This is a genomic window from Flavobacterium sp. W20_MBD1_R3, from assembly GCF_052119725.1.
GTDB lineage: Bacteria > Bacteroidota > Bacteroidia > Flavobacteriales > Flavobacteriaceae > Flavobacterium.
In genome coordinates this window covers 511,682-535,056 of record NZ_JBGQOR010000001.1, presented here as the reverse complement: position 1 = coordinate 535,056, position 23,375 = coordinate 511,682, and the positions used below count along the sequence as shown (strand labels likewise).

24 protein-coding genes are annotated in these 23,375 nt (G+C 38.0%); 1 reads left to right on the top strand and 23 read right to left on the bottom strand.

The window, feature by feature from the left end; translation table 11 throughout:
• Positions 1–42 precede the first annotated feature (42 nt).
• The 3 genes from ACEN2F_RS02250 to ACEN2F_RS02240 are packed head-to-tail and all read right to left on the bottom strand — an operon-like array spanning position 43 to position 2,574.
• Positions 43–1,026 (bottom strand): MlaD family protein, encoded by a 984-nt coding sequence (locus ACEN2F_RS02250; protein WP_441735489.1) that lies wholly within the window; start codon positions 1,024–1,026, stop codon positions 43–45.
• 7 nt (positions 1,027–1,033) lie between these two features.
• Positions 1,034–1,786 carry an ABC transporter ATP-binding protein gene (locus ACEN2F_RS02245; RefSeq protein WP_441735486.1) on the bottom strand — a complete coding sequence of 251 codons (753 nt, stop codon included), beginning with the start codon at positions 1,784–1,786 and terminating at the stop codon, positions 1,034–1,036.
• Positions 1,787–1,791: 5 nt separating this feature from the next.
• Positions 1,792–2,574: an MlaE family ABC transporter permease gene (locus ACEN2F_RS02240; protein ID WP_441735483.1), complete on the bottom strand. Its 783-nt coding sequence runs from the start codon at positions 2,572–2,574 to the stop codon at positions 1,792–1,794.
• Between the two features lie 78 nt (positions 2,575–2,652).
• Here ACEN2F_RS02240 and ACEN2F_RS02235 point away from each other — a divergent pair, with 78 nt between their 5' ends.
• Positions 2,653–2,835, top strand: coding sequence for a hypothetical protein (locus ACEN2F_RS02235; RefSeq protein ID WP_441735480.1), 183 nt, complete (start codon positions 2,653–2,655; stop codon positions 2,833–2,835).
• 152 nt (positions 2,836–2,987) lie between these two features.
• Here ACEN2F_RS02235 and ACEN2F_RS02230 read toward each other — a convergent pair whose 3' ends face one another.
• The 20 genes from ACEN2F_RS02230 to ACEN2F_RS02135 all read right to left on the bottom strand — a co-directional run bounded on the left by ACEN2F_RS02230 (position 2,988) and on the right by ACEN2F_RS02135 (position 23,368).
• A complete protein-coding gene (locus ACEN2F_RS02230; protein ID WP_441735477.1) occupies positions 2,988–5,588 on the bottom strand; it encodes a cation-translocating P-type ATPase in 2,601 nt (866 codons plus the stop codon).
• Positions 5,589–5,592: 4 nt separating this feature from the next.
• Positions 5,593–6,591, bottom strand: a complete 999-nt coding sequence (locus ACEN2F_RS02225; protein WP_441735474.1) for a sodium:calcium antiporter — start codon at positions 6,589–6,591, stop codon at positions 5,593–5,595.
• A 147-nt stretch (positions 6,592–6,738) separates the two neighbouring features.
• Entirely contained in the window at positions 6,739–7,572 is an 834-nt protein-coding gene (locus ACEN2F_RS02220) for a universal stress protein (RefSeq protein ID WP_441735471.1), read from the bottom strand.
• Between the two features lie 166 nt (positions 7,573–7,738).
• On the bottom strand, positions 7,739–8,026 hold the full coding sequence (locus ACEN2F_RS02215) for a chaperone modulator CbpM (RefSeq protein WP_441735468.1): 288 nt from the start codon (positions 8,024–8,026) through the stop codon (positions 7,739–7,741).
• A 2-nt stretch (positions 8,027–8,028) separates the two neighbouring features.
• Complete coding sequence (locus tag ACEN2F_RS02210) at positions 8,029–8,934, bottom strand: DnaJ C-terminal domain-containing protein (RefSeq protein ID WP_441735465.1); 906 nt, start codon at positions 8,932–8,934, stop codon at positions 8,029–8,031.
• Between the two features lie 75 nt (positions 8,935–9,009).
• Positions 9,010–9,582 carry a YceI family protein gene (locus tag ACEN2F_RS02205; RefSeq protein ID WP_441735463.1) on the bottom strand — a complete coding sequence of 191 codons (573 nt, stop codon included), beginning with the start codon at positions 9,580–9,582 and terminating at the stop codon, positions 9,010–9,012.
• A gap of 209 nt (positions 9,583–9,791) precedes the next feature.
• The gene (locus ACEN2F_RS02200; RefSeq protein ID WP_441735460.1) at positions 9,792–10,853 is read right to left on the bottom strand and encodes a reverse transcriptase domain-containing protein; all 1,062 of its coding nucleotides are present in this window, start codon (positions 10,851–10,853) and stop codon (positions 9,792–9,794) included.
• A 491-nt stretch (positions 10,854–11,344) separates the two neighbouring features.
• A complete protein-coding gene (locus ACEN2F_RS02195; protein ID WP_441735457.1) occupies positions 11,345–12,499 on the bottom strand; it encodes a phospholipase D-like domain-containing protein in 1,155 nt (384 codons plus the stop codon).
• Positions 12,486–13,589: a site-2 protease family protein gene (locus ACEN2F_RS02190; RefSeq protein WP_441735455.1), complete on the bottom strand. Its 1,104-nt coding sequence runs from the start codon at positions 13,587–13,589 to the stop codon at positions 12,486–12,488. Before ACEN2F_RS02190 ends, ACEN2F_RS02195 begins: the two co-directional genes overlap by 14 nt.
• Positions 13,590–13,655: 66 nt before the next feature.
• The gene (locus ACEN2F_RS02185) at positions 13,656–14,645 is read right to left on the bottom strand and encodes an NAD(P)-dependent oxidoreductase (RefSeq protein WP_441735453.1); all 990 of its coding nucleotides are present in this window, start codon (positions 14,643–14,645) and stop codon (positions 13,656–13,658) included.
• Between the two features lies 1 nt (position 14,646).
• Complete coding sequence (locus ACEN2F_RS02180; protein WP_441735451.1) at positions 14,647–14,892, bottom strand: acyl carrier protein; 246 nt, start codon at positions 14,890–14,892, stop codon at positions 14,647–14,649.
• Positions 14,889–16,058, bottom strand: coding sequence for a dihydrolipoamide acetyltransferase family protein (locus ACEN2F_RS02175; RefSeq protein ID WP_441735448.1), 1,170 nt, complete (start codon positions 16,056–16,058; stop codon positions 14,889–14,891). The genes ACEN2F_RS02180 and ACEN2F_RS02175 overlap by 4 nt, the downstream gene beginning before the upstream one ends.
• The gene (locus tag ACEN2F_RS02170) at positions 16,051–17,049 is read right to left on the bottom strand and encodes an alpha-ketoacid dehydrogenase subunit beta (RefSeq protein ID WP_441735445.1); all 999 of its coding nucleotides are present in this window, start codon (positions 17,047–17,049) and stop codon (positions 16,051–16,053) included. Before ACEN2F_RS02170 ends, ACEN2F_RS02175 begins: the two co-directional genes overlap by 8 nt.
• Positions 17,050–17,068: 19 nt before the next feature.
• On the bottom strand, positions 17,069–17,341 hold the full coding sequence (locus ACEN2F_RS02165; protein WP_441735442.1) for a zinc ribbon domain-containing protein: 273 nt from the start codon (positions 17,339–17,341) through the stop codon (positions 17,069–17,071).
• A 147-nt stretch (positions 17,342–17,488) separates the two neighbouring features.
• Complete coding sequence (locus ACEN2F_RS02160) at positions 17,489–17,749, bottom strand: zinc ribbon domain-containing protein (RefSeq protein ID WP_441735439.1); 261 nt, start codon at positions 17,747–17,749, stop codon at positions 17,489–17,491.
• Positions 17,750–17,761: 12 nt separating this feature from the next.
• Positions 17,762–18,757, bottom strand: a complete 996-nt coding sequence (gene pdhA / locus ACEN2F_RS02155; protein ID WP_441735436.1) for a pyruvate dehydrogenase (acetyl-transferring) E1 component subunit alpha — start codon at positions 18,755–18,757, stop codon at positions 17,762–17,764.
• A gap of 11 nt (positions 18,758–18,768) precedes the next feature.
• On the bottom strand, positions 18,769–20,286 hold the full coding sequence (locus ACEN2F_RS02150; RefSeq protein ID WP_441735433.1) for a Do family serine endopeptidase: 1,518 nt from the start codon (positions 20,284–20,286) through the stop codon (positions 18,769–18,771).
• A gap of 46 nt (positions 20,287–20,332) precedes the next feature.
• A complete protein-coding gene (gene acsA, locus ACEN2F_RS02145; protein ID WP_441735430.1) occupies positions 20,333–22,066 on the bottom strand; it encodes an acetate--CoA ligase in 1,734 nt (577 codons plus the stop codon).
• Between the two features lie 57 nt (positions 22,067–22,123).
• Positions 22,124–22,582 (bottom strand): OsmC family protein, encoded by a 459-nt coding sequence (locus ACEN2F_RS02140; RefSeq protein ID WP_441735427.1) that lies wholly within the window; start codon positions 22,580–22,582, stop codon positions 22,124–22,126.
• 30 nt (positions 22,583–22,612) lie between these two features.
• Entirely contained in the window at positions 22,613–23,368 is a 756-nt protein-coding gene (locus ACEN2F_RS02135) for an SDR family oxidoreductase (protein ID WP_441735424.1), read from the bottom strand.
• Positions 23,369–23,375 lie beyond the last annotated feature (7 nt).

Below are 23,375 nucleotides of genomic sequence, written 5' to 3'. Positions count from 1 at the left end.
TTTAATCGACTTTTATGAGGTTCTAAATTCAGCTGCATTTTATTATTCTTCTTTTTTTTCTTCTTTCAATCTGGCTTTTTCCTGCTTTTTAAAATAGCCGCGAAATAAAAAATTGTGCTTCAAGGCTTCCAAGTTTTCATTTAGACGGAAACTAGCTTCATTAACATTAGTCATCGTCGAATCAATTTTCTGAACTAATTTAGTGTCATTTGAAAGGTAATTGATCGCTCCTTTTCCTTCTTTTGCATTCACAATTGTACTATCGAGGTTGCTTATTACTTTGTCTATTTCAATGCTGGTTTGCTTTAAATTGTTGACTATTGTTTTTAAATTATTGGCTACAGCCGTGTCTTTCAAAACACCAATCACATTGTCTTTATTTTCTAAAGAAGAAATAATTCGGTTTATTTTAGTGATTGATTCCGCACTACCTTTTCCTGTAATTTTCAAATAATGCATCGTTTGTTTCAAATCTTTCGCTAACATGGAATCTTTAATCAATAAACCCACAGTTCCTTTTCCTTGATTAATTGCCTTAGTGATTTTAAGTAAATCTGTCGTCAGAAGCGCTGCATTTTTATTGGTTTTGCCAAGTGTATTCAGCATATCATCAGTTCGAATGCGGTTTAATGTGCGAATCTCATCTCCAGGTACTATCGAGGCGGCTGTTTCCTTACCGGGAATAATATTGATAATCATATTGCCCACCAAACCATCAGAACCTATTGTGGCAATAGCATTTTTCCTGATGTGCGGAAAAATGGTCTTGTCAATCAGCATATCGACTCTAATAGCCGTATCGTTAATCATTGCTATACCGCGGACCGTTCCCACATTTATACCGGAATAGCGCACATTATTTCCTAATTGTAAGCCGCTGACATTATTGAAAACCGCTGATAATTGATTGGTTTTTCCAAACATTTGTTGCTTATCGCCAATGAAATACACAGCGAGTATAAACAGCAATAACCCGATTATTACAAAAAGTCCAAGACGCAATTTTTGTGATGTCGTTTTTTCCATTTTATTCTTATTTAAAGAAAGCTTGAACTTTATCATCTGTTGAGATGGATAATTCATCAAAAGTGCCTTCGATATAATTGATGCCATCGACCAATAAAATCATTCGGTTCGAAATCACTCTGGCGCAATCCACATCATGGGTAATGATAATGGCCGAGGTGTTGTATTTTTGTTGGATAGACATCATTAACAGCAAAATTTCTTTTGCAGTAATGGGATCTAATCCCGTTGTAGGTTCATCATACAGAATTATTTTGGGTTGCAGAATCAATGTTCTGGCCAAAGCAATTCGTCGTTTCATTCCACCCGATAATTCTTCGGGCATTAAATTTATTGTATGCGCTAATCCCACGTTTTCCAGAGCTTCCATGACTAATGGCGTGGTGTCTTTGATAACTCCAAACTTTTTTTTATGACGTCGCAACGGGAATTCCAGATTTTCTCTGACTGTCATCGAATCATAGAGCGCGCTTCCCTGAAAAAGGAATCCAACCTCAGTTCGTAAATCGTCCAGTTCCTCCCGGTTGAGTTGGGTAATATCTTTACCCATAACAATGATAGAGCCGCTATCCGGCTGCTCGAGCCCAATTAAGCATTTTATCATCACTGATTTTCCGGAACCTGATTTCCCCATAATCACCAGATTTTCACCTTCGTTCAGCACCATATTAAAACCATCCAAAACATGATTATTTCCATAACTTTTTCGCAAGTCTTTGATTTCTATAATTCGGTTTTGATTGGATATTGGTTTACTCATAATCGTTATAAATCATAAAATATATCGGTGACAAAAACGGCAACAAAATCGATAATAAACAACAACATCGACGTAAAAACCACAGCGGAATTTGCTGCTAAACCCACACCGGCTGTCCCTTTCTTGCAATAATAGCCTTTGAAGCATCCTACTAATCCGATAGCAAATCCAAAAAAGAACGTTTTGATTGTTGCCGGTATCAAGTCTCCAAATTCCAATGCATCAAAAACCTGGTTGTAATACAATAAAAAGGAAACATTTCCTTTAATGTTTTCTACTAAAAAAGAACCGAAAATCGCGATTGCATCTCCAAAAAAAACTAAAACAGGTAACATAAAAGTTGTAGCCAGCACACGGGTTACAACTAAATATTTAAACGGATTTGTACCAGAAACTTCCATGGCGTCAATTTGTTCCGTAACTCGCATGGAACCTAATTCAGCACCAATACCGGAACCAATGCGTCCCGCGCAAATTAGAGCTGTTATAATAGGACCAATTTCCCGAATCAATGAAATGCTAACCATAGAAGGCATCCAAGAAACGGCGCCAAATTCCTGCAATGTAGGCCGTGATTGCAGCGTGAACACCAATCCAATAATAAATCCCGTAACGGCAACCAAAAGCAAGGAACGATTTCCCATATTAAAACACTGCCTCAAAAACTCCTTAAATTCCGTAGGCCGTTTAAAAGTTTCTTGAAAAAAACGACCTGCAAAGTAAGAGAGCTCACCAATTTCGAGTAAAAAAGCTTTGAATAATTCCGTTATTTTTGAAATAGTATTCATAAGCAAATGAATTAGTTTTTAACAGAAAATAGCTACTCAAATATATAGTTATTTATCTGATTATCAGTACTATTAAAAGTGTTGTTTGCCTATTATATTGACGGTTTTGTCGAGAAAATTGCGATTTTAAAAAATAGCGACATTTTTGCAATCGATATTTTCATCCGATCGAATAATTTGAATGCTAAAATTGTAAATGCGGAAGTGATTTTTGATAAAAAAGAGGAGGATCAACAAATGATTTTAATTAAAGAATACTAAATAATTATTAATGCCTAGTAAAAGAATTTAGATTGTAAAAAATTAAAAGAATTTAGATAGAATTACGGAGTAATATCAGAATTAGAAAATCCGTCTAATCAGTAATGATCTAGGCTAAATTATCAGTAACAAAGCAATCGGACTTTTATTTTTTATGTTGCTGATTGTCTTTGTCTTTTGGTATTTTTAATCCACTTTTCTATTTCTACTGCCCAAAATACAATACTGGATATTGCCAAAGTCAGCAGTAATTCAGTTAAAGTGAGTGGCTGTGTCTTGAAAATTTCATTGAAAAAAGGCATGTAAATAATCATAGACTGTAATGTAATAGTAATCAATAATGCACCAACCATAGGTTTATTAGAGAAAAAACCAATTTTAAAAATTGAATCCCGTCCGGAACGAATCACCATTACATGTCCCAATTGACTAAAACAAAGCACCGTAAAAGCCATAGTTTGCCAGTGTGTGTTGGCATAATGTATCGCATAAGCCTGCATTCCTATAGTGACCACGCCCATTAAAAATCCAACCCACAAAATGTGCAGCGCCATACCGTTTGAAAAAATATTTTTGGTTGGATTTCTGGGAGGCCGTTTCATTATATTTGCTTCTGATGGCTCGGAGGCCAATGCTAAACCGGGCAAACCATCAGTCACTAAATTAATCCAAAGAATATGTATGGCCAGTAACGGAATGGGTAAACCGAAAAAAGGTGCCAAGAATATCGCCCAAATCTCGCCTGAATTCCCAGTCATAATGTATTTAATGAATTTCAAGATATTTTCGAATATTTTTCTGCCGTGTTTTACAGCAACTACGATTGTAGCAAAATTATCATCAAGCAAAATCATGTGCGAGGCTTCTTTGGAAACTTCGGTCCCATTGATTCCCATTGCGATTCCTATATCAGCGTTTTTAAGTGCTGGCGCATCATTCACGCCATCACCAGTCATGGCCACAAAATGATTTTTTGATTGCAACGCATTAATAATTCGTAATTTTTGTTCCGGATTGACTCGGGCATAAACCCGAACGCGCTCCACAATTTTCACGAATTCAATTTGTGTTAATTCGGATAGTTCAGTTCCTGTCAGCACAAGATCTTCTTCAGAAGAAATGATTCCCAGTTTTTCGGCGATGGCTTTTGCGGTGAGTTTATGATCGCCGGTAATCATCACCGGAATAATTCCTGCTTCTTTGCATTCTGAAACCGCTTGTCTAGCTTCCTCTCGCGGCGGGTCAATCATCCCAACAAAACCAATAAGTGTTAGTTCTGTTTCAATGGTATTTGGATCTAAATTTTCAGGTAAGGAAGGAAGTGTTCTCATCGCATATCCCAAAACCCGATAGCCTTTCTTCGCCATTTCATTGACCTTGCTTTCAAATGCGGGAACATGGGATTTTTGTTCCGCATTCAGTTTTTCAAACAATACATCAACGGCTCCTTTTGTAATCACCATAATTTCAGCAGTGGCATTTTCGGTTTGATGCAGTGTTGTCATACACTTTCTTTTGGAATCAAAAGGTAATTCTGCTATTCGGGGAAATGTTCGCTCTAAATCAGTGCGGTTTAAATTTTTATCGAAAGCAAATTGTACCAATGCAACTTCAGTAGAATCGCCCATCCAATTTTCGTTTTCTCCTTTTGAGACATCATTATTCAAAGCCATGACGTGAAGCAGCAGGTTTTTTTCTTTAAAAGCAGAATTGTTTTTGGTTTCTGCTGTTTCAAAAATTTCCTGTACCGTCATTTTATTTAATGTAAGAGTTCCCGTTTTATCGGAACAGATGTACGTGACGGAACCCAATGTTTCCACGGCTGGCAATTTGCGAATAAGCGCATTGTTTTTGGCTAATTTCTTGGCGCCAAAAGCCAATGCGATAGTTACTAACGCCGGTAATGCTTCGGGAATTGCTGCTACAGCAAGGGAAATAGAAGTAATTAACATGGTCATTACAGATTCTCCCCGCAACCATCCAATAAAGAATATGATCGTGCAAATAATTAATATGATTACCGACAATCGTTTGCCAAAAGCGGCTAATCTTTTTTGTAACGGCGTTGTGGTCTCATCCGTTTGGATCATTTTGGCAATATGACCCAGTTCCGTTTGCATTCCTGTTGCCACTACATATCCCTGTGCCCGGCCATTCGTAACCGATGTGCCTTTGTAACCCATGTTCGTCTGGTCGCCTAGCGCATAATTTCCTTCTGGAAGTTCTTCGGTACTTTTTTCTACATTATTGGATTCGCCGGTAAGTGCTGATTCGTCCACTTTTGTCTGATGGGTTTCAAAAAACCGAATATCAGCTGGAATAACATTACCCGCTTCGAGTACGACAAGATCACCCGGAACCAAATCCGAAGCTGGAATGTCTATCATTTTTCCTTCACGTAAAATTCGGGCATGGTTTGCCGCCATATTTTTCAGTGCTTCCATTGCTTTTTCGGCTCGGTATTCCTGAATAAATCCTACAGCAGCATTCATAATAATAATGGCAAGAATAATTATCGTATCCGTTACATCGCCTATTATGCCTGAAATTATTGCTGCTGCAATCAAAATCAGAATCATAAAATCAGATAACTGAGACAAAATCATCTGTAAAATAGTTTTCTTCTTAGTGTCTTCAATTTGGTTTTTCCCATGTTCATACAAGCGGTTTGTTGCCGTTACTTCATCAAGACCGCTTGGAGTTGTGTTCAACAACTGGGTAATTTCTGATAGTGGGAGTAAATGCCAGTTCATCGCTTTATTTTTTATAATATAAAAGTCCCATCATGAGTACATAAACTACTGCGATTAAAGCAGTATCTATGGCGAGTTTCCACTTTTTTTCTTCTTTAAAAACAATTCCTATAATTCCTATAGCTGTGATGATAATGGTTCCAAGAACAGGTATAATATGATTGGGACTTGTGTATTGTAGAATCGGGCCTTTGGTATACAACATATCATTAAAAGCGAGTATGGCAATATTAAAAATATTACTTCCAAAAATATTTCCAATGGCAAGGTCTATTGTTCCTATTCGAATTGCTGCTATAGATACGACCACCTCTGGAAGTGAAGTGGAAGCGGCAATAAATAATGTACCAAAAAAACTCTGTCCCAGACCGCTTGCTTCGGCTAGACGCTCACCAAAGTAAGGTAGTAACATCGCAGCCGCCATCAAAACAACAGCATTCAGCGAATAGCGGAGCACTACTTGTTTTAAGGTGAGCGAATAGTCATATTTCTTTTCTTCCCGATGATTATTTTCTTTCTTATCATAAAGAAAAATAACTCGAATAGCAACAAGATAAAATAATAGAAATAAAAGACTGAATTCTCCAATCCATAATATGGTTCCAAAGAAATCAGGCATTAAAATAGCAAAAGCCACCAAGCTTAATAATATGATTCCAAAAGAAGCTGCAATAACATGACCGGTTTGTGCAACGGAAGTCAACGGTTTTTTATGATCGTAAAATAAATCCATTATGGAGATAATAAGAATGTTGAAAGCGCAACTTCCTACAATATCACCAACAGCGAGATCCGGAGCGTCCAGAAATACTACGGAGCTTATTCCATTCATCAATTCAGGCATGGAGGTAACTGATGCCAAGAGAATAATGCCCATAAACATTTTTCCCCAGCCCAGCATATCGGCCATCATATCGCCGTACTTAGAAAGTCTTGAACCGGTTGCTACAATTACTGTTGTTGCAATTAGAAACCCAATACTATTTAGATATAAAGCATTCATATAACTGGAATTTTTTGTTAGCGTCTTTATATTTCCTTTAGGGTTGCATTGGTTAACAATAATTCAGGGACTTAATAGGTTTCTTTGATAAAGTAAATGCTACTTTACAGCTTAAATTAATTGTCATGTGGAGAGGAAAAATCAGTATTATTTAATTGGAATAGTAAGCAACGGAATGGGAATATGACAGGCCGTTTTTTTTGTAACACTTCTGTGAAAAATACGATTCCAAATCCCTTTTCTCTTCAAGGGATTCATTACAATCATGTCTGTTTTATCAAGTAGCGTTTCCTCTAAAATGGTTTTTGAAACATCTTTTCCAACGGTATGATTAAAAGTGAAATCAAAATCTATAAAATGATTTTGAATCATCTTTTTATACCTCTCATAATCGTCATCTGCAGTAAATAACGTTATTCCCCAATCAATATGTAAAATGTTAATTGTAGCATTGAAAGACTGGTTGAATTCTAACAACGATTGAAGCATCTTCTTGTCTTTTTTGGAATAATTAGTTGCGTATGTAATTTTTTCTGGAACTTTAAATTTATACTTATTTGGGACGGCTAATACTGGGCAAGGTGCTTTTGCAATCACTTCGGCAGTAAAACTTCCCATCAGTTTTTCTTTCAAACCACTAGCACCACTAGTCCCCATCACAATTAAGTTAGATTTGCTTTTTTTACAAAATTCAATAATCTTAATATCTTCGGGACCTTGATCTACATGAACAGAAACAGAAAGATTTGGATTTTTCTTTTCAATTGAATGCTTAATTTTAGTTAATCTTTCCGTTAACTTTTTTTCTACTTCATTATTCTCTATTTCACTTAACGAAGCAAGATAAAATCCACTTTCAAAAGGAATAAAACTATGATATAAAATAAGGGAGGCATCCCAAAGTGTTGCTAATTTTATAGCATAATGTATTGCTGAATCTGCTGGAATCGAGAAGTCTGTGGGTACAAGTATTGTTTTCATAGCGATTTGTTATTGATGAAATATTTTTTTACGGATACTGGCTTGTGCCAAATGATGTCACTGACGATTTCATAATTTTAGTTGGAATAAAAAGTACTCAAACTATTCTGTGTTTAAAAATCCCGAAATATAAATGTCACCGGGGCAGATTTAATAACAATATTTGTCAACTTTCGTACAAACGCAATCTGTTTTTAAGAGCGGTCAATTCATTCTGTAACGCATCAATTTTTTGTAACAAATTGAAAACGATATCAATTCCTTCTATATTAACTTCTAATTCCTGATGCATGCGAACCATTTTTTCGATTTCATAAATCGCATCTGAATCAATATATTGGTTGGTTTTGATGGTTTTTATTTCGAACAAACCCATATCGCTGAGGTTCGTAAAAAAAGACAGTTCTACTTCATAATGAGCACATAATACAGGTATCGGGATCAGGTTTTCCATTTTCATGAGGTTCTTAACGTAGCGAGTTCCGTGAATAATTCTTTTTCTTTTTCAGAAAGATTGGTGGGAATTTGTATGTGATAGGTTAGGTATAAATCACCAAATTCTCCTTCTTTTTTATACACCGGAAACCCTTTTCCTTTCAGTTTGACTTTGGTTCCATTTTGGGTTCCAGGTTTTACGGTCAGTTTTACTTTTCCATCAAAGGTATCTGCGGTAATCTCGCCACCCAATAGTGCGGTATACAAATCCAGATCCACTGTTGCATAAAGATTATTTTTATCACGTTTAAATTTTGTATGATTTTTTACTGTGAACGTAATGTACAAATCGCCTTTTGGGCCACCGCCGGAACCTTCGCCACCCATACCGCTTATTTTTATTTGTTGCCCGTTTTCAATGCCGGCAGGAATGGTAATGCGAATGTTTTTCCCGTTAATAGTCAATGTACGTTTGTGCGTCGTGTACACTTCTTTTAATTCTAAATGCAGTTCAGCATTAAAGTCCTGTCCTTTGAATTGCGCACTTCTGCGACCACCGCCGCTTGCAGCACGACCACCAAACATTGATTCAAAAAAATCAGAGAAATCACCACCGCCACCAAATCCTCCCCCGCCAAAACCGCCTTGTTGTCCGTTTCCTTGGTATTGCCTTTGCTGTTTTGATTTTTCAAATTCTTCCGCATGTTGCCAGTTTTCTCCGTAATCATCATATTTCTTCCGATTCTCCGCATGGCTCAAGACTTCATTCGCTTCATTGATTTCCTTGAATTTCCTTTCGGCTTCCTTATCGTTAGGATTCAAGTCGGGATGGTATTTACGCGCAAGTTTGCGATACGCCTTTTTGATCTCGCCTTCGGTTGCTTTTTTGTCCACTTCAAGAATCTTATAATAGTCTATGAATGCCATTGTGATTATTTTTATGTTGTGGTTATTCGGTTAGGTTTGTAATTTCTGGAAATACAAAAAATGGTTATTCGACACTTATTGTTTTATAAATTCACTGTCGGCCTTAATTTTTACTTCATCACTAATCATTGGCGCAGGAAATTTTGGACCTATATTAAAATCAGAACGTTTTATGACAGTACTGAATTTAAAACCAGCAGTTGGTGCTTTAGATTGTGGATTTTCAATAGTTCCTCTGTACCACATAGTGATTATTACCGGTTTAGTTATTCCGTGTAGTGTCAGTTGGCCGGTTAGTTTGTATTTGTTTTTCTCTGTTTTTTGTATTGATGTGCTTTTGAAAGTCATTTTAGGATATTTTTCAACATCAAAAAATTCCTCACTTCGTAAATGTTTGTCACGCATTTCCACTTCAGTATTGATGGATGCGACATCAGTTGAAAGTTCAAAAACAGCATCACTGAAATCAGTTTTGGAAGTGATTGCGCTAATCTCAAATGTTTTGAATAATCCGGCAATATCAGAAATACCATTATGTACCGTACTAAAAGTTAATTTTGAGTGCATCGGATCCGCTTTCCATGTTGTTTGTGCAAACAAAAAAGTGGATAGAAATAATGTGGTGATAATTGTAGCTATTTTTTTCATGGCTTGTTTTTAAATTTAGATACTCAACAAATCAGCTCAGAAGTTTCAAATCGAAATTATTCTGATATTTAGAATTATATTTTCTAAAATGGATGTGTATCAAATTTAATGAATTTTTAGATGATTAAATAATATTAAATTGTTTAATTTCAGTTAGTTATAAAAATTTGAAGCTCCGAAATGGAGCTTCTAAAATGGTTTTTTATTTTTTAAATTGGAAACAATTCGTTTTCTATTGTCTTTAAATCTTGTTTGTGCTTCAATTCAAAAAGTAGCGCTTTGTACTTTATAAATTCTGCATCTTTTGGATTTATTTGCAGCACAAAATTTATTTTTCCTAACAGATGTTCCAGATAATTCTTCTGATTAATTTCTTTGTATTCGCGATGTTCCTCAAAACCAAATTTCTGAATGTAATATAAGTCTTGTCGTAACTGATTGCGCTTTTGGAAAATGACCTGCGGTTTTTGATTAACCACAACACCAGTTACTATTTGGCGCTTATTTGGCGTCATCAGTTTGGTTTTTTTGGCATTGATTCGAAGCCCCATTTTTTCGACAATTTCTGTTACTTTTTGAAGGAGTTTATTTTCATCAAAGTCACCAGAAAAACTCATGTCGTCCGCATAACGGGTATAGCGAATTTTGTGTTCTTTGCAATACGCAGCAATTGTAGCATCTGCCTCTTTAAAAACAAGATTCGAAAGATAGGGACTCGTAGGCGCACCTTGAGGCAAACTTCCATCTTTGGTACACAATCTGGACAAAAGTTTTGATATTATTTTGGAATATCCCAATTTCAGAAATTCATTTTCTACAGTTTCAACACGAATTGACGTAAAGAAATTTTCTAAATCCAGCGTAAAAACTTTGGGCTGATTTTTATGAAATCTCAGGTTTTCTAGCAATGTCACAGTAGGTCTATATGCTTTCGCAAAAGCGCTAATGGGTACTTTATACAGTATGTTTCTAAGAATCCAGATTTGGATTTCTTTCAAACTAGGCAGTGGTTCAGAAATCAGTCGTTTGCTTCCATTTTTTTTAGCGACTTCAAAATCTCTGTAAAAATAGTTGGGAAACAGCGATGCTTTTTTCAAATATTCTTTTTTGTAACCCACAAGAGCCGACAGATGAGCAGGATTATAAATCACCGGTACTTGATGCGAAAATAAAACTTCGGCATAATCCAGACAGCGCTGAATATTAGGGAGCGAAAAGCCCATTTTCCGGGATTCCTTGATAAAAGCTTCTTTGTAATGTGTAAAATCCATAAGGTTAAGTCATTAATGGGATAGGGACTTTAGTGTCCCTAACCCCAATTAAGAAAACCGGTTTAAAAGTTCGGAGCTCTGCGGAGAACCTTTTAAACCTGGTGCTTGAAAGAACATTCAATTACAGAACAGTGACTCACGGCTCCGTCGCTAACCTGGGCTAACAAATTTATTTTAAAAATGAATCAAAAAAATAGTTCCTCCTGACTGGGTACAAATATTTTTTTACAGTCCAATTTCGGGATTTGCCTTTCAAAATCCTTTTGGATCCAATCCTCTTTTTTTTTGGTTTTTATTCGGTATGGTTCCATTTTTATAAATTTATAAAATTACAAATGATTTATAAGTATTTAAAAATCAATTAAATACAATATAAATTTACATAAAATATTTTAAGATAGATACAAAAATATTTAATTTTTTCAATTTTTCTAGTATTTGAAAATCGAATCATTTTTCTCTTTTTTTTGCTTGAATGGAATTGTATTTTATTAATTATAAAATCGTTTATAGGGCGTATAAGTGACAACTAATTCAACTATTCGGGTAATGATATACGCCATCAAGTTGATGAACTTTGTCATTACACTGGTTTTTGTTTTCAGTGATTCGGCAGTAATTCTTTGACATTGCGAAATAATTTCGTTGAGGTGCGCTTGGAAACATGTTGAAAAGGATTCCGAAATGATTTCGACATTCATCTCCAGACTCCCGTACGAGCTCAAATTATTGAGGTTAAAAGAACCAATTGTGGACCAATTCCCATCCACAATAGCTACTTTTCCATGTAAAACGGATTTGTTCCATTCGTACAATTCAATGTTATAACTAAGGAGTTTGCCATACAAAAAGCAAGTTGCCTGTCTAGTCAGTGGAAGATCTGATTTTCCGGAGAGTATCAATTTGATGATTACTTTATTTTTCGATGCTTTTTTCAAGGCTCGAATGATTCGAATTCCGGGAAGAAAATAACTGCCTACAATGATGATTTCCTTTTTTGCATTCCGGATGGATTTTATATAACCGTCACAAATTTCATTTTTCCCTTTCAACCAGTCATTTTGAAGGATGCGAACGCAAGTATCTTCCTGAATATGAAATGCAGATTTTATTTTTTTGTTTCTCAGGTGTCTTTTTTTAAAATAAATATCGTGGCAAAGCTGTTGAAGGGGTTTGGCAATTTCCCCGTTTATTTGAACAGCGTAGTCCAGCCAAGGTTTTTCAGTGGCGGACCCTCGGTATTTGTCCGCGATATTTATGCCGCCCACCAGCGCAACTTTTGCGTCAGCGACAACCACTTTACGATGCAATCTGCGTCCAAGATAAAAAGTGTATGTTGAGAATAAAGGGGCAAAAAAGCGAATGTTAACGCCACTGTATTTCAGTTCTTTTATCGCTTCAGCAGGAAAGGTTAAAGAACCCAAACCATCCAGAAGGACATAAATTTCAACTTTACGGAGCGCGGCTTCTTTTAATGCATTAATGATCCTTTTTCCTGTTGCATCATTTTCAAAAAGATACATTTGGAGCTGTATTTGAGATTGTGCTTCGTGGATAATAGCTTCTAAACGGGCAAAATAATCTTCGCCACTGTACACCAGCTCTAAGTTTTTGGCAACAATAAGGCTGTCTTTAGTTTTTATCATACGCTTTATTTATTGTCACTTCATGAATCAAAATGAACTCCATTAGATTTTCGATATCCAAAGTTCCGGCGACTTCATTGTTTTCCATCACCAGCATTAACCTTGATTTATTGAGTTGTATGAGTTCAAAAACATTTTCAAGAAGTGCATTCGCATCGAGAAAAATCAAATTCCGATCCATAACATTATAAATAAATTCCTCTTCTCCTTTTTTGGAGAGTGCCATTATGATTTGGTCACGGTTCAGTGTTCCGACAGGAGTTCCTTCTTCCATGATTAAAAAATTCTTGTTTTGGCTGTTTAAAACTGATGCAACGGCAGATTTAACGGTGGCATTGGCATCAATCTCAGGAAAGTCTTTCATCACAACATCATGGACTTTAAACCCTTTAAGGATAAATTTCGATTCCGTATAATCCGCTTCAACCTGAGCACCTATGATAACAAAAATACCAATAAAAACTAAAATAGGCGAGGTGAAAAAACCAAAAAGGATAAATCCCAAAGCAAGAAATTGACCAATCCGTGCCGAAATCCGGGTAGCTATATTTCGCTGCATTCTGAAGGATAACAAGGCACGTAAAATTCTACCGCCATCCATGGGAAACGCTGGTATTAAATTAAAGAGTGCCAGCCAAAAATTCACTAAAAAGAAATTCAGAAAGAAATTATTGGCATTTACGCCACTGGATAATTCGGCCATCAGTTGTTCCGAAGTATCAGGAATGGTAATAAAAAATCCGGTAACAACTGCTAAAGTTATGTTGACCAAAGGTCCTGCAATAGCCACGATTAGCTCTTCGATGGGTTTTTCAGGAATTTTTTCGAGTCGCGCTAAACCGCCAATGGGTAACAGTGTGATGTCTTTGGTAATTATATGGTATCTTTTTGCTGCCAAAGCATGGCCTAATTCGTGCATTACGACGGTGATAAAAATACTCAAAATAAACACAACCGACCATACTATCTGAGTCGCATTTTGACCTGATCGGTAATTAATGAAAATGATAAATAGAATCAGCAACGAGAATGTCCAGTGAACAAAAATACCTATATCTGCTATTTTTCCGAGTTTAAAGGAGCCTTTCATTTGGTGTTTTTTTAATAGTTTATTTTGAAAAATAATCAAGCTATAAGGATAAATATTCTGTTTTTATCAACTTATTTCATTTTCAGAAATGCCATTGTACGCCCAAGCATTTAAATTAGCAATCGTCGTATGGGCAATTCCTGCCAGCGTTTCGTTAGTCAAAAAACCTTGATGTCCGGTAATCATGACATTAGGATAGGAGCGGAGTTTCAAAAATAAGGTGTCTGTAATAGGAACTTCGGTATGATCCTGAAAAAATATAGAATCTTCCATTTCATAGACATCTAAACCAACAGCAGAAAGGATTTTATGGTCTATTGCTTCAATTAGGTCTTCGGTATTTACCAATTTTCCATGTGCGGTATTAATGAAAATCATTCCTTTTTTGCATAACGAGAAGTTTGTTTTTTCAAACAAATATTTAGATGAATCATTCCATAAAGTATGTAAAGACAGTATATCTGAAGTGGCACAAACTTGCTCCAGAGTCTTATATGAAATTGGGATTTCATTCATCAGCTCCTTATTTTCTTCGCTATCAAACGCGACAATTTTGCAACCAAAGCCATGCATAATCCGTGCAAAAGCAGCACCTATTTTTCCAGTTCCAATAATCCCCACTGTTTTTCCATGCAAATCAAAACCGACCAAATGATCCATGCGGTAATCTCCAATATGCATTAATCGCTGTCCTAAAATCAGTTTCCTGTTCAGTGCCAATACCAAACCAACAGCATGTTCAGCTACCGAATAAGTAGAATATACGGGAACATTTGCCACCTTCATCGCCAGAGATTTTGCCCTTGGAACATCAATTAAATCGGAGTGTACAGCCCGCAACGCAATATATTTCACACCGCAACTATAGAGTTTTTGTAAAACTGTTTCTGAAGCCACATCTGAAGTAAAAAGCGAGACGGCATCAAATCCTTGGGCTAGATGCGCCGTGTTTTCATTCAAATGCTGCTCCGTAAAAACCAATTCATGATTTCCATGGGCCGCTTTTTCCATAAATGGCTTATCAAAGCCAAAGATGCTGTAGACTAATACTCTCATTTTATGGTTTTTTATTTTTAATGTAAGCTAGCAATGCCTGTAATGTGGCTATTTTACCGTAATCTTCTTCTGGAATTTCGATTCCTGTTTTTTTATTCAATGCAACGATAAATTGCAACGAATCAAACGAATCAATATTGAGTGTTTCCCTGATGTTTTCATCTGGTTTTAATGTTGATGGTTCCGTATCTGGTGCAATTTTTTTCAACAATTGAAAAACAATTTCTTTGATTTCTTCTTCATTCATAACGCTTCAGGATTTTGTAAATGGTTGTTCAAGGCTACTAGAAAGCGGCTGCCGGTTAATCCATCCGTGGCACGATGATCCCCCGCCAAAGTCGCGAAAATTGTAGTTCGGATTCCTAACATACCTTTCTCCGCAAAGGGTTGTTCTGAAATATTTCCGAAACCAATTATCGCAACCTGCGGCGGATAAATCACCCCAAAAATGGTATCGGCGCCACCATCGCCAATGTTGGTTATGGTAATTGTAGCGTCACTCAATTCTGAACTGCGTAGTTTCAAGGCGCGAGCTCTGGGAATAATATCATTTAAATCAGCCATGATTTCATCCAGACTTTTTATATCCGCGTTGTGAATCGCGGGAACTATGATTCCTCCGGGACGCAGCGAAACCACAAAGCCGATATGAATTTCTTTTTTTAGCTGTAAACCATTTTGCCAAACCGCATTCAAAGCCGGGAAAGCGGTCAGCGCTCTGGCGGTTGCTTTGATGAGCAGCACAACTGGAAGCAATCGTTCTTGAACTGATTTCTCTTTGTTTTTGGCTATCAGCCAATCAATTGATTTTGTCACATCTATCTTTTTCTCTAGATAATAGTGCGGAATTTCTCGGTTCGATTTGCTCATTGCTGCCGCTATTGCTGTACGTACTGCCTCAATTTGTGCTAGTGTTTTTGCGTCATCAGGAGGAAATTTTTCCACTTTTAGAAGTTGCTCTTTTTGAGTTGTTAATGCTTGCTCCACATCGTCTTTCGTAATCACGCCATTTTCTCCCGTTCCTTTTATTTGCGAAAGATCGAGATGATTTTCCGCAGCAATTCGCCTTGCCAGTGGGGAAGCTTTGATTGAAAGTACGGTTGTTTTTTCTTCTACAGGTTGTAAGGCAATTGGCTTTTCTGATGTTGCTTTTCCTTTTTTGGTTTCCAATACTGCTGCGCTGGGATCAATCAATGCCATTACCGTTCCCACAGGGACTTTAGTTCCTTCCTGTATCAGTAATTCTCCGATTGTTCCTTCATCAAAAACCTCAATTTCTATCAGCCCTTTTTGCGTTTCCACTTCGGCAATGATATCGCCACGGTGTACCGTATCGCCTGGTTTTTTCTTCCATTCGATGAGAGTTCCAGCTTCCATATCAGCACCCAAATTAGGCATTTGAAATTCAATCATGACGTATCATTTTTTTTACTGCATTTACAATATCATTTTTCTGCGGAATCGAAGCTTCTTCCAAATGTGCAGGGTAGGGAATGGGAACTTCGACACCGCACAATCGCTGTACAGGAGCATCCAAATCATAAAATGCCTTTTCCATAATTCGAGCACTAATTTCTGATGAGATACTGACCGAACGCCACGCATCTTCAACAATCAAAACCCGATGCGTTTTTGCCACTGATTCCAGAAATGTACGTTCATCCAAAGGTCGCAACACCCGCAAATCAATAACTTCGGCATCGATTCCGACCAAAGCTAATTCGGCAGCAGCCTCCAGACTTTTATAAACGCCCGTTCCATACGTAATGATCGAAATAGCAGATCCTTCGCGCAACACTTTGGCTTTGGTAATATCAATAAAACCTAAATCTGCAGCAATTTCTTTTTCGAGATTGAGCATCAGCGTGTATTCAAACAACAAGACAGGATCTGGACTTTGCAAAGCAGCAAATAACATTCCTCGTGCATCCTCGTGCGTTCCAACTGATAAAACAATTAATCCCGGAATATGTGCATAAAACGGTTCCCAACTGTGCGAATGTTGCGCTGCCAGTTGACGGCCAATTCCGCAACCCATCCGGATAACCATTGGGACATGGATTTGGCCGCCTGACATGTGCAACAAAGTCGCCGCATTATTCACAATTTGGTCCATGGCCAACAAACTGAAGTTCACGGTCATCACCTCAATAATAGGTTTCATTCCAGCCATAGCCACCCCGATACCGGCTCCTACAAAACCTGCTTCAGAAAGCGGGACATCCATAATCCGATCCGGACCAAACTCCTGTAATAATCCTTTGCTTACCGCAAAAGCGCCTCCGTAACGGCCCACATCTTCGCCCATCAAAAAAACGTTTTCGTCATTTTGCAACGCTTCGCGAAGCCCTTGTTTCAAAGCCTCGCGATACGTAAGGGTTATTTTGCCGGTGCTGTTGTCCATGATGCCACTCGATTAGGGATTAAATAACAAATTGTTTGTTTTTCCAACGTTTCAATGCAGGTAAAATATTCAATGCTTTTTGAACCATATAAGGAGGAAGATTTTTTTTCTCCATGTGCATTTTTACGGTATTTTTCATTTCTTCCAAGTTCATATCGGGGTTTTTGAAGTTACTGTCTTCATAACAATACCGGCAGTAATCATTTGTTTTTAGGCCGTTATTTTCGGTTCCTTTGGCGTCTTCTGTAGTCAGTGGCATTCCGCAACTTTGACAAAAATGTGTGTTTTCCATGTGGGTTGATTTAAATAGTTAGCTTTCTTTCTTTATGTAGTTTCTAATTTATTTTTCGTGTACACCATTTTGTCAATGGGCTCATAAGATCAGATTCCGGCTTCCGCAAAAGGAACTCCGTTCTGGATTCTACTTTTAACTTCTGGATTAATTACTTTTCCAACGTTTTAATGCTGGTAGTATGTTTACCGCTTTTTGAATTGCATATTCGTGCAGCTCTAACTTTTTCATTTGATTTTTCACGTTATTTTCCATGTCTTCCAAATTCATTTTTGGATCTGTAAAAACCCCATCTTTATAACAGTATTTGCAATATTCATTGCTTTTTAAACCGTTTTTCTCCGTTCCTTTCACAGCTTCGGTGTCCAGTGGCATGCCACAACTTTGACAGATTATTTTATTTTCCATGATTATAAATTTTTAGTTTCCCGTTTCACTGTAAACAAATTTTGTTAGTTGGTCTAACGGCTCCCATGTTCCTGCTTCCGCAAAATCGACTGCGATAGCTATTTTTTTTTCAATTTTACTTTCAAAAGCAGCAATTTCCGCATCCGTTATCCATTGCTTTTGCAAAAGAAACTGTTCGAATTGTGGAATAGGATCTCGTTTTTTCCATTCCTCGACTTCTTTTTTGTCCCGATATAATTCCGCATCAAACATCGAGTGCGCCCGAAAACGATACGTATTGCAAACTAATAAATATGGCTTTCCACTGCTTCTTACTTTTGAGGCAGCAATATTTGCAGCAGCAATCACAGCCATCAAATCCATTCCATCCACCGCAACAGCTTCAATCCCGTAAGCAGCTCCTTTTTTTTCCAGTTCTGTTACTGCATGCGAATATTTTATCGCAGTTCCCATCGCATACAAATTGTTTTCACAAACAAATAAAACAGGAACTTCCCAAAGTGCCGCTAAATTCAGGCTTTCATGAAAGGTACCTTCGGCAGCTGCTCCTTCTCCAAAAAAGCAACACGTAAGGTTCGTTTTCTTTTGTTTTTTGGCTGCCAAAGCCATCCCAACAGCAAGCGGAAGATGGCCAGACACAATCGCATTGCCACCATAAAACTGGTTTGACACATCAAATAAATGCATCGAGCCTCCACGACCTCGGCAGCAGCCTTGCATTTTGCCATACATTTCGGCCATGATAATGTCAGGATCAATACCTCGGGACAATGCATGACCGTGTTCCCGATACGTACACAATAAAGTGTCATCTTCCGTAAGCGCCTGAATTACGCCTACAGCAACCGCTTCTTCACCAATATACAAATGCAGAAAACCACGGATTTTAGCTTTCGTATATTGCTCGGCTGCTTTTTCCTCAAAGCGTCTTATGAGCAGCATTTGATACAAAAAAAGCAATCCTCTTTTGGCATCCATCGGTTGTGGTTCTGTCGTTAATTGTACCATTTTTTTTAGTTTTATAATCCAAAGGCATAATAGTAATACGTAGGATCACCGGCATATTTCCCTTCGAGCATGATGCCTCGTTCTTGTGCTGCAACGGCATCCATAAAGGATTGAACTGATGAAATTATCCTGTTATTGACTGATGTAATTACGAATCCGTTACGTATGCCGGTGAATCTTTTCAGTTTTCCATCGTACAGTTTGGTGATTTTGAGTCCGTTTTTTACATTATATACTTTTTGGTCTTCCTTAGTAATTGGACTCAACTCAATTCCCAAATCTTTCAGCAATTCTATATTTTTACTTTTTGTAAGTTCTGGGGTTGCTTCCTGTTTTTTCAGTGTGGCAATCAGTTCTTTTTTCTCATTACCATTTCTGATGAGTGTGATTTTAACTTTCTCACCCGGACGTTTTCGCATGATGATTTCCTGTAATTTTGAAGCCGAAGCGGTTTCTATATTATCAATGCTGATGATGACATCTTTCTCTTTTACACCTGCTTCTTTTGCCGCACCATTTACAATGACGCTGTCAATGTAAACGCCATTGGCACGGTCAATTTTTATTTCCTTTGCCAAGGTGCTGTTCAGATCGCGTATACTTATTCCTAAAATTCCTCTGCGAACGGAGCCAAAATTCATCAGATCATCCGCTACTTTTTTGACAATATCTACAGGAATTGCAAACGCATATCCAGCGTAGACTCCTGTTGGCGTTGCTATTGCGGTGTTTATACCAATGAGTTTTCCTTCCAGTGTTACTAATGCGCCGCCGCTATTGCCAGGATTTACCGCTGCATCTGTTTGTATGAAGGATTCAATGGCGCCTTGATCGCTTAGAATATTGATGTTTCGGGCTTTGGCACTGACAATTCCTGCCGTTACCGTCGATGCCAGATTAAATGGATTTCCTACCGCAACAACCCATTCTCCCACTTCAATAGTATCACTGTCGCCGTAGCGTATAAACGAAAGGTTGCTTTCTTTGATTTTAAGGAGAGCAAGATCAGTTTGAGGATCATTTCCAATAACTTTTGCCGGATAGGATCGTCCGTCGAATAAAGTGATATTTATTTCATCAGCATTTTTTACCACATGATTATTGGTAATAATATATCCGTCAGGTGTGAGAATCACTCCAGATCCGCTACCAATCACGGTTTCCGAATTGTATTGTGGGGACTGTGGCAGTTGGAATCTAAATTCTCTGAAAAAGGGATCGTCTCTAAAAAAATCTTTGAGAGGGTCCGGAATGTTGTAAAATTGATCTTCACCTTCATACTGAAGGGTTTGTGGTTTGAAACTGCACTTGATATGAACAACTCCGGGCGTAGCTATTTTCGCTGCCATTCTGAAATCGACATTGCCAGAATAGGAAATTTTTTCCGGAACAAGAGCCGCACTTTTCTGGATGGATTCTATGTCCGTTTCAGTATTCTTATTTTGAGCTTCGCATCCTTGAAATAGAATAAGAAGTACAAACAGAAAAGCAGTTTGGTTTTGTAGTTTTATTTTTTGGAAAGGTATCATGGCTAAAATTCATTAGTAAGAATTAATTTTTGATGGTAATTATATTTTAAGAGGATTCCAATGTTGAAATATCGCCTTCAGGTAAACCGAGTTCTCGAGCTTTCAGTAATCGCCTTAAAATTTTCCCGCTTCGGGTTTTGGGAATATTTTCCACAAATTCAATTTCTTTGGGAGCCACGGCCGGACCCATTTCTTTTCGGGCGAAAGCCATAATATCCATTTTGGTTGCCTCGTTAGGCTCTTTTCCGGTTTTGAGTACGACAAAGGCTTTTACCATCTCTCCAATGGTGGGTTCCGGTATTCCAATCACAGCAGCTTCCGCCACATCAGGATGGCGCATCAGCGTGCTTTCGACTTCAAACGGACCGACCATGTGTCCTGAAGTTTTGATAATATCATCGGCCCGACCGATAAACCAGAAATACCCATCCGCATCTTTCTTGGCTAGGTCGCCGCTGAGATACCAATCGCCAATGAAGCATTTTTTATAGCGTTCTTCTTCATGGATATATGCTCTAAACAGCGACGGAAATCCTTTTTTTAGAACCAAATGCCCTTGAATTTCAGGTCGCGTGATAAGTGTCAGTTGGTCGTCATTTATTGCTGCAATTGCAATTTCTACTCCGGGCATCGGTTTTCCCATCGAACCCGGTTTTACAGGCATCGACGGATAATTGGCAATCATAATGCCGCCCGTTTCGGTTTGCCACCAATTGTCTAAAATAGGGATATCAAAATTTTCCTGTCCCCAAATCACGGCTTCGGCATGAAGCGGTTCGCCAACACTCAGAATCAACCTGAGATTTTCGAGATTATAGGTGGTTTTTGGTTTTATATCTATTCGCATCAGTCGCCTGATAGCCGTGGGAGCGGTGTACCAAATGTTTATTTTATGTGTTTCAAGAAGCGAATACCATCGGGTACCATCAAATTCTGCTTCATCAATAATGCTGGTGATTCCATGAAGCAGCGGAGCAATAATGCCGTACGAAGTGCCAGTAACCCAACCCGGATCCGCGGTACACCAATAGTGGTCACCTTCATGAAAATCGAGAACATATTTGCCCGTTATATAATGCGTGAGTACGGCTTGGTGAACGTGAAGTACGCCTTTTGGCATTCCGGTTGTTCCACTGGTAAAATGCAATAAAGCGGGGTCTTCCAGATTGGTTTCTGGAATGGTAAATTCCGTTTCGGCCTCGTCCATAAGTTTGGAAAAAGAACGTATTTTTTCAGAAATATGTTCCGTTGTGTCGGTAAGAATGATATAGCGGAGCAAAGGAAGCTTTTCCAGGATTTGTTTTATTTTTTGTTCGAATAAAATAGTGGTGGTTACCAGAACTGCTGCATCGCCTTTGCTGAGTCTTTGATACACGGGCTCAGGGCCAAAGACAGAAAACAACGGACAAAATACTGCGGTATATTTCAAGGTTCCCAAAGCGGTGATGTATAATTCTGGAATTCTGCCAGCGAAAGAAAAAACGCGTTCCCCTTTCTGGATTTTCAATTTTTGAAGTACATTGGCAAATTTCGAGGTTTGTTTTTGCAATTCTGCATACGTGAATTCCTGTAAACGGTTGTCTTTTCGAATAAAACGCAATGCTACCGTATTTTTTAGATGCGTTTGTGCATGACGATCCACCGCTTCATGCGCTATGTTGAGCCCTTTTCCATCTGGAAGACCATCTAATTCTCGGGCAACATTTCCCCATGAAAAAGTAGCTTGCACTTTTTCATAGTCCAAAAGGTGGTGCGTAGTTTTATTTTTGATGGAAATCATGGCGTGGCACGTTTAAAAAGTGATGGGTCCGAATAAATTTTTTCTATTTTGTAATTATCAAAAAGATTCACTAATAGGAATCAGACTTTTCTCTACAATGATTTCTGGCTCTAATCGAATGGGTATTTTTAGTGTATTGGAAACCAAGCACGCCTTTTCACTCATTTCCACAATTCGTTTTACCCGATCTGGTTTTTGGGAGTAAGGAATGACGACTTTAGGATGCAGGACAACTTCAGTAATTACGTAAGCTCCTTCGACCAAATCAACGGTACAAGAAGATTTACATTCAAAACTGATAAAATGCAGTTTAGAGTTTTCAGCGATATTTAAAAAAGTACTCATGACGCAACTGTTGATTGATGCGATAAATAAGTGTTCCGGTGACCAGATCCCTGGTATTCCTTTTGGAAAATTAGGAGGTGTGGCGACTTCAATATTTTGTGGCAAAACTGGAGAACTCAAAAGTCCTTTGGTGTTACCGGTCCATTTTAGGTTGACTTCGTACGTGTGCATCTTCATTTGGTTTTTTGGTTATTCTAAAAATTATTGTGCGGTAAATCCACCGTCCACAGCCATTACATGCCCGGTTACAAAAGAGGCTTCATCTGAGCAGAGCCATACCACGGCATTGGCGATTTCCTCTGGAAGCCCAAATCGGCGCATGGGTTCTAAACCAGTAAATTGTTCTATCGCTTCTTTTGTTTTTCCGGTCAAACGGTCTATCATTGGTGTTTGTATGACGCCGGGACAAACTACATTTACTCGGATTCCTTGTGTGGCAAATTCCAAAGCGGTGGTTTTGGTAAGTCCCACAATTCCATGTTTTGAAGCCACATAGGCCGGTAATCCGGCAAAACCTATCATTCCTGCTACTGAAGCACAGTTGACTATGGCTCCTTTGCCTTGTTTGAGTATTTCCGGAATTTCATATTTCATGCTCAGCCAGACGCCTTTCAAGTTTACGCCAATGGTTTTATCCCAGTTTTCCTCCGTACAGTCAAATGTATTTGCCTGTATTCCTTCAATTCCGGCATTGTTGAACGCATAATCCAATCGGCCAAATGCGGCAATTGTTTGCGCCACCATCGCTTTTACGTCATCGGTTTTTGAGACATCGCATTTGATAAAAATAGCTTCACTGCCCAATTCTTTGATGAGGTCTACCATTTCATCATTTTCCTTCCAGTCCGCAACGGCTACTTTGGCTCCTTTTTTTGCGAAAGCAAGTGCCGTGGCTCTGCCAATTCCTGATGCGCCTCCGGTTACTAATGCTACTTTATTCTTGAATGGTGTTTCCATAGTTTGG

Excerpts from the sequence above, each read along its gene's own strand:
- ACEN2F_RS02230 (WP_441735477.1), bottom strand. The coding sequence starts at position 5,588 with ATGAACTGGCATTTACTCCCACTATCAGAAATTACCCAGTTGTTGAAC.
- ACEN2F_RS02175 (WP_441735448.1), bottom strand. The coding sequence starts at position 16,058 with ATGATTGAATTTCAAATGCCTAATTTGGGTGCTGATATGGAAGCTGGA.
- ACEN2F_RS02200 (WP_441735460.1), bottom strand. The coding sequence starts at position 10,853 with ATGGATTTTACACATTACAAAGAAGCTTTTATCAAGGAATCCCGGAAA.
- ACEN2F_RS02140 (WP_441735427.1), bottom strand. The coding sequence starts at position 22,582 with ATGCACACGTACGAAGTCAACCTAAAATGGACCGGTAACACCAAAGGA.
- ACEN2F_RS02225 (WP_441735474.1), bottom strand. The coding sequence starts at position 6,591 with ATGAATGCTTTATATCTAAATAGTATTGGGTTTCTAATTGCAACAACA.
- ACEN2F_RS02135 (WP_441735424.1), bottom strand. The coding sequence starts at position 23,368 with ATGGAAACACCATTCAAGAATAAAGTAGCATTAGTAACCGGAGGCGCA.
- ACEN2F_RS02185 (WP_441735453.1), bottom strand. The coding sequence starts at position 14,645 with ATGAGAGTATTAGTCTACAGCATCTTTGGCTTTGATAAGCCATTTATG.
- ACEN2F_RS02150 (WP_441735433.1), bottom strand. The coding sequence starts at position 20,286 with ATGATACCTTTCCAAAAAATAAAACTACAAAACCAAACTGCTTTTCTG.
- ACEN2F_RS02240 (WP_441735483.1), bottom strand. The coding sequence starts at position 2,574 with ATGAATACTATTTCAAAAATAACGGAATTATTCAAAGCTTTTTTACTC.
- ACEN2F_RS02250 (WP_441735489.1), bottom strand. The coding sequence starts at position 1,026 with ATGGAAAAAACGACATCACAAAAATTGCGTCTTGGACTTTTTGTAATA.
- ACEN2F_RS02195 (WP_441735457.1), bottom strand. The coding sequence starts at position 12,499 with ATGATAAAAACTAAAGACAGCCTTATTGTTGCCAAAAACTTAGAGCTG.
- ACEN2F_RS02170 (WP_441735445.1), bottom strand. The coding sequence starts at position 17,049 with ATGGACAACAGCACCGGCAAAATAACCCTTACGTATCGCGAGGCTTTG.
- ACEN2F_RS02190 (WP_441735455.1), bottom strand. The coding sequence starts at position 13,589 with ATGAAAGGCTCCTTTAAACTCGGAAAAATAGCAGATATAGGTATTTTT.
- ACEN2F_RS02180 (WP_441735451.1), bottom strand. The coding sequence starts at position 14,892 with ATGAATGAAGAAGAAATCAAAGAAATTGTTTTTCAATTGTTGAAAAAA.
- acsA (WP_441735430.1), bottom strand. The coding sequence starts at position 22,066 with ATGATTTCCATCAAAAATAAAACTACGCACCACCTTTTGGACTATGAA.
- ACEN2F_RS02205 (WP_441735463.1), bottom strand. The coding sequence starts at position 9,582 with ATGAAAAAAATAGCTACAATTATCACCACATTATTTCTATCCACTTTT.
- ACEN2F_RS02245 (WP_441735486.1), bottom strand. The coding sequence starts at position 1,786 with ATGAGTAAACCAATATCCAATCAAAACCGAATTATAGAAATCAAAGAC.
- ACEN2F_RS02165 (WP_441735442.1), bottom strand. The coding sequence starts at position 17,341 with ATGGAAAACACACATTTTTGTCAAAGTTGCGGAATGCCACTGACTACA.
- ACEN2F_RS02220 (WP_441735471.1), bottom strand. The coding sequence starts at position 7,572 with ATGAAAACAATACTTGTACCCACAGACTTCTCGATTCCAGCAGATTCA.
- pdhA (WP_441735436.1), bottom strand. The coding sequence starts at position 18,757 with ATGGTACAATTAACGACAGAACCACAACCGATGGATGCCAAAAGAGGA.
- ACEN2F_RS02160 (WP_441735439.1), bottom strand. The coding sequence starts at position 17,749 with ATGGAAAATAAAATAATCTGTCAAAGTTGTGGCATGCCACTGGACACC.
- ACEN2F_RS02215 (WP_441735468.1), bottom strand. The coding sequence starts at position 8,026 with ATGGAAAACCTGATCCCGATACCTGTATTATGTGCTCATTATGAAGTA.
- ACEN2F_RS02210 (WP_441735465.1), bottom strand. The coding sequence starts at position 8,934 with ATGGCATTCATAGACTATTATAAGATTCTTGAAGTGGACAAAAAAGCA.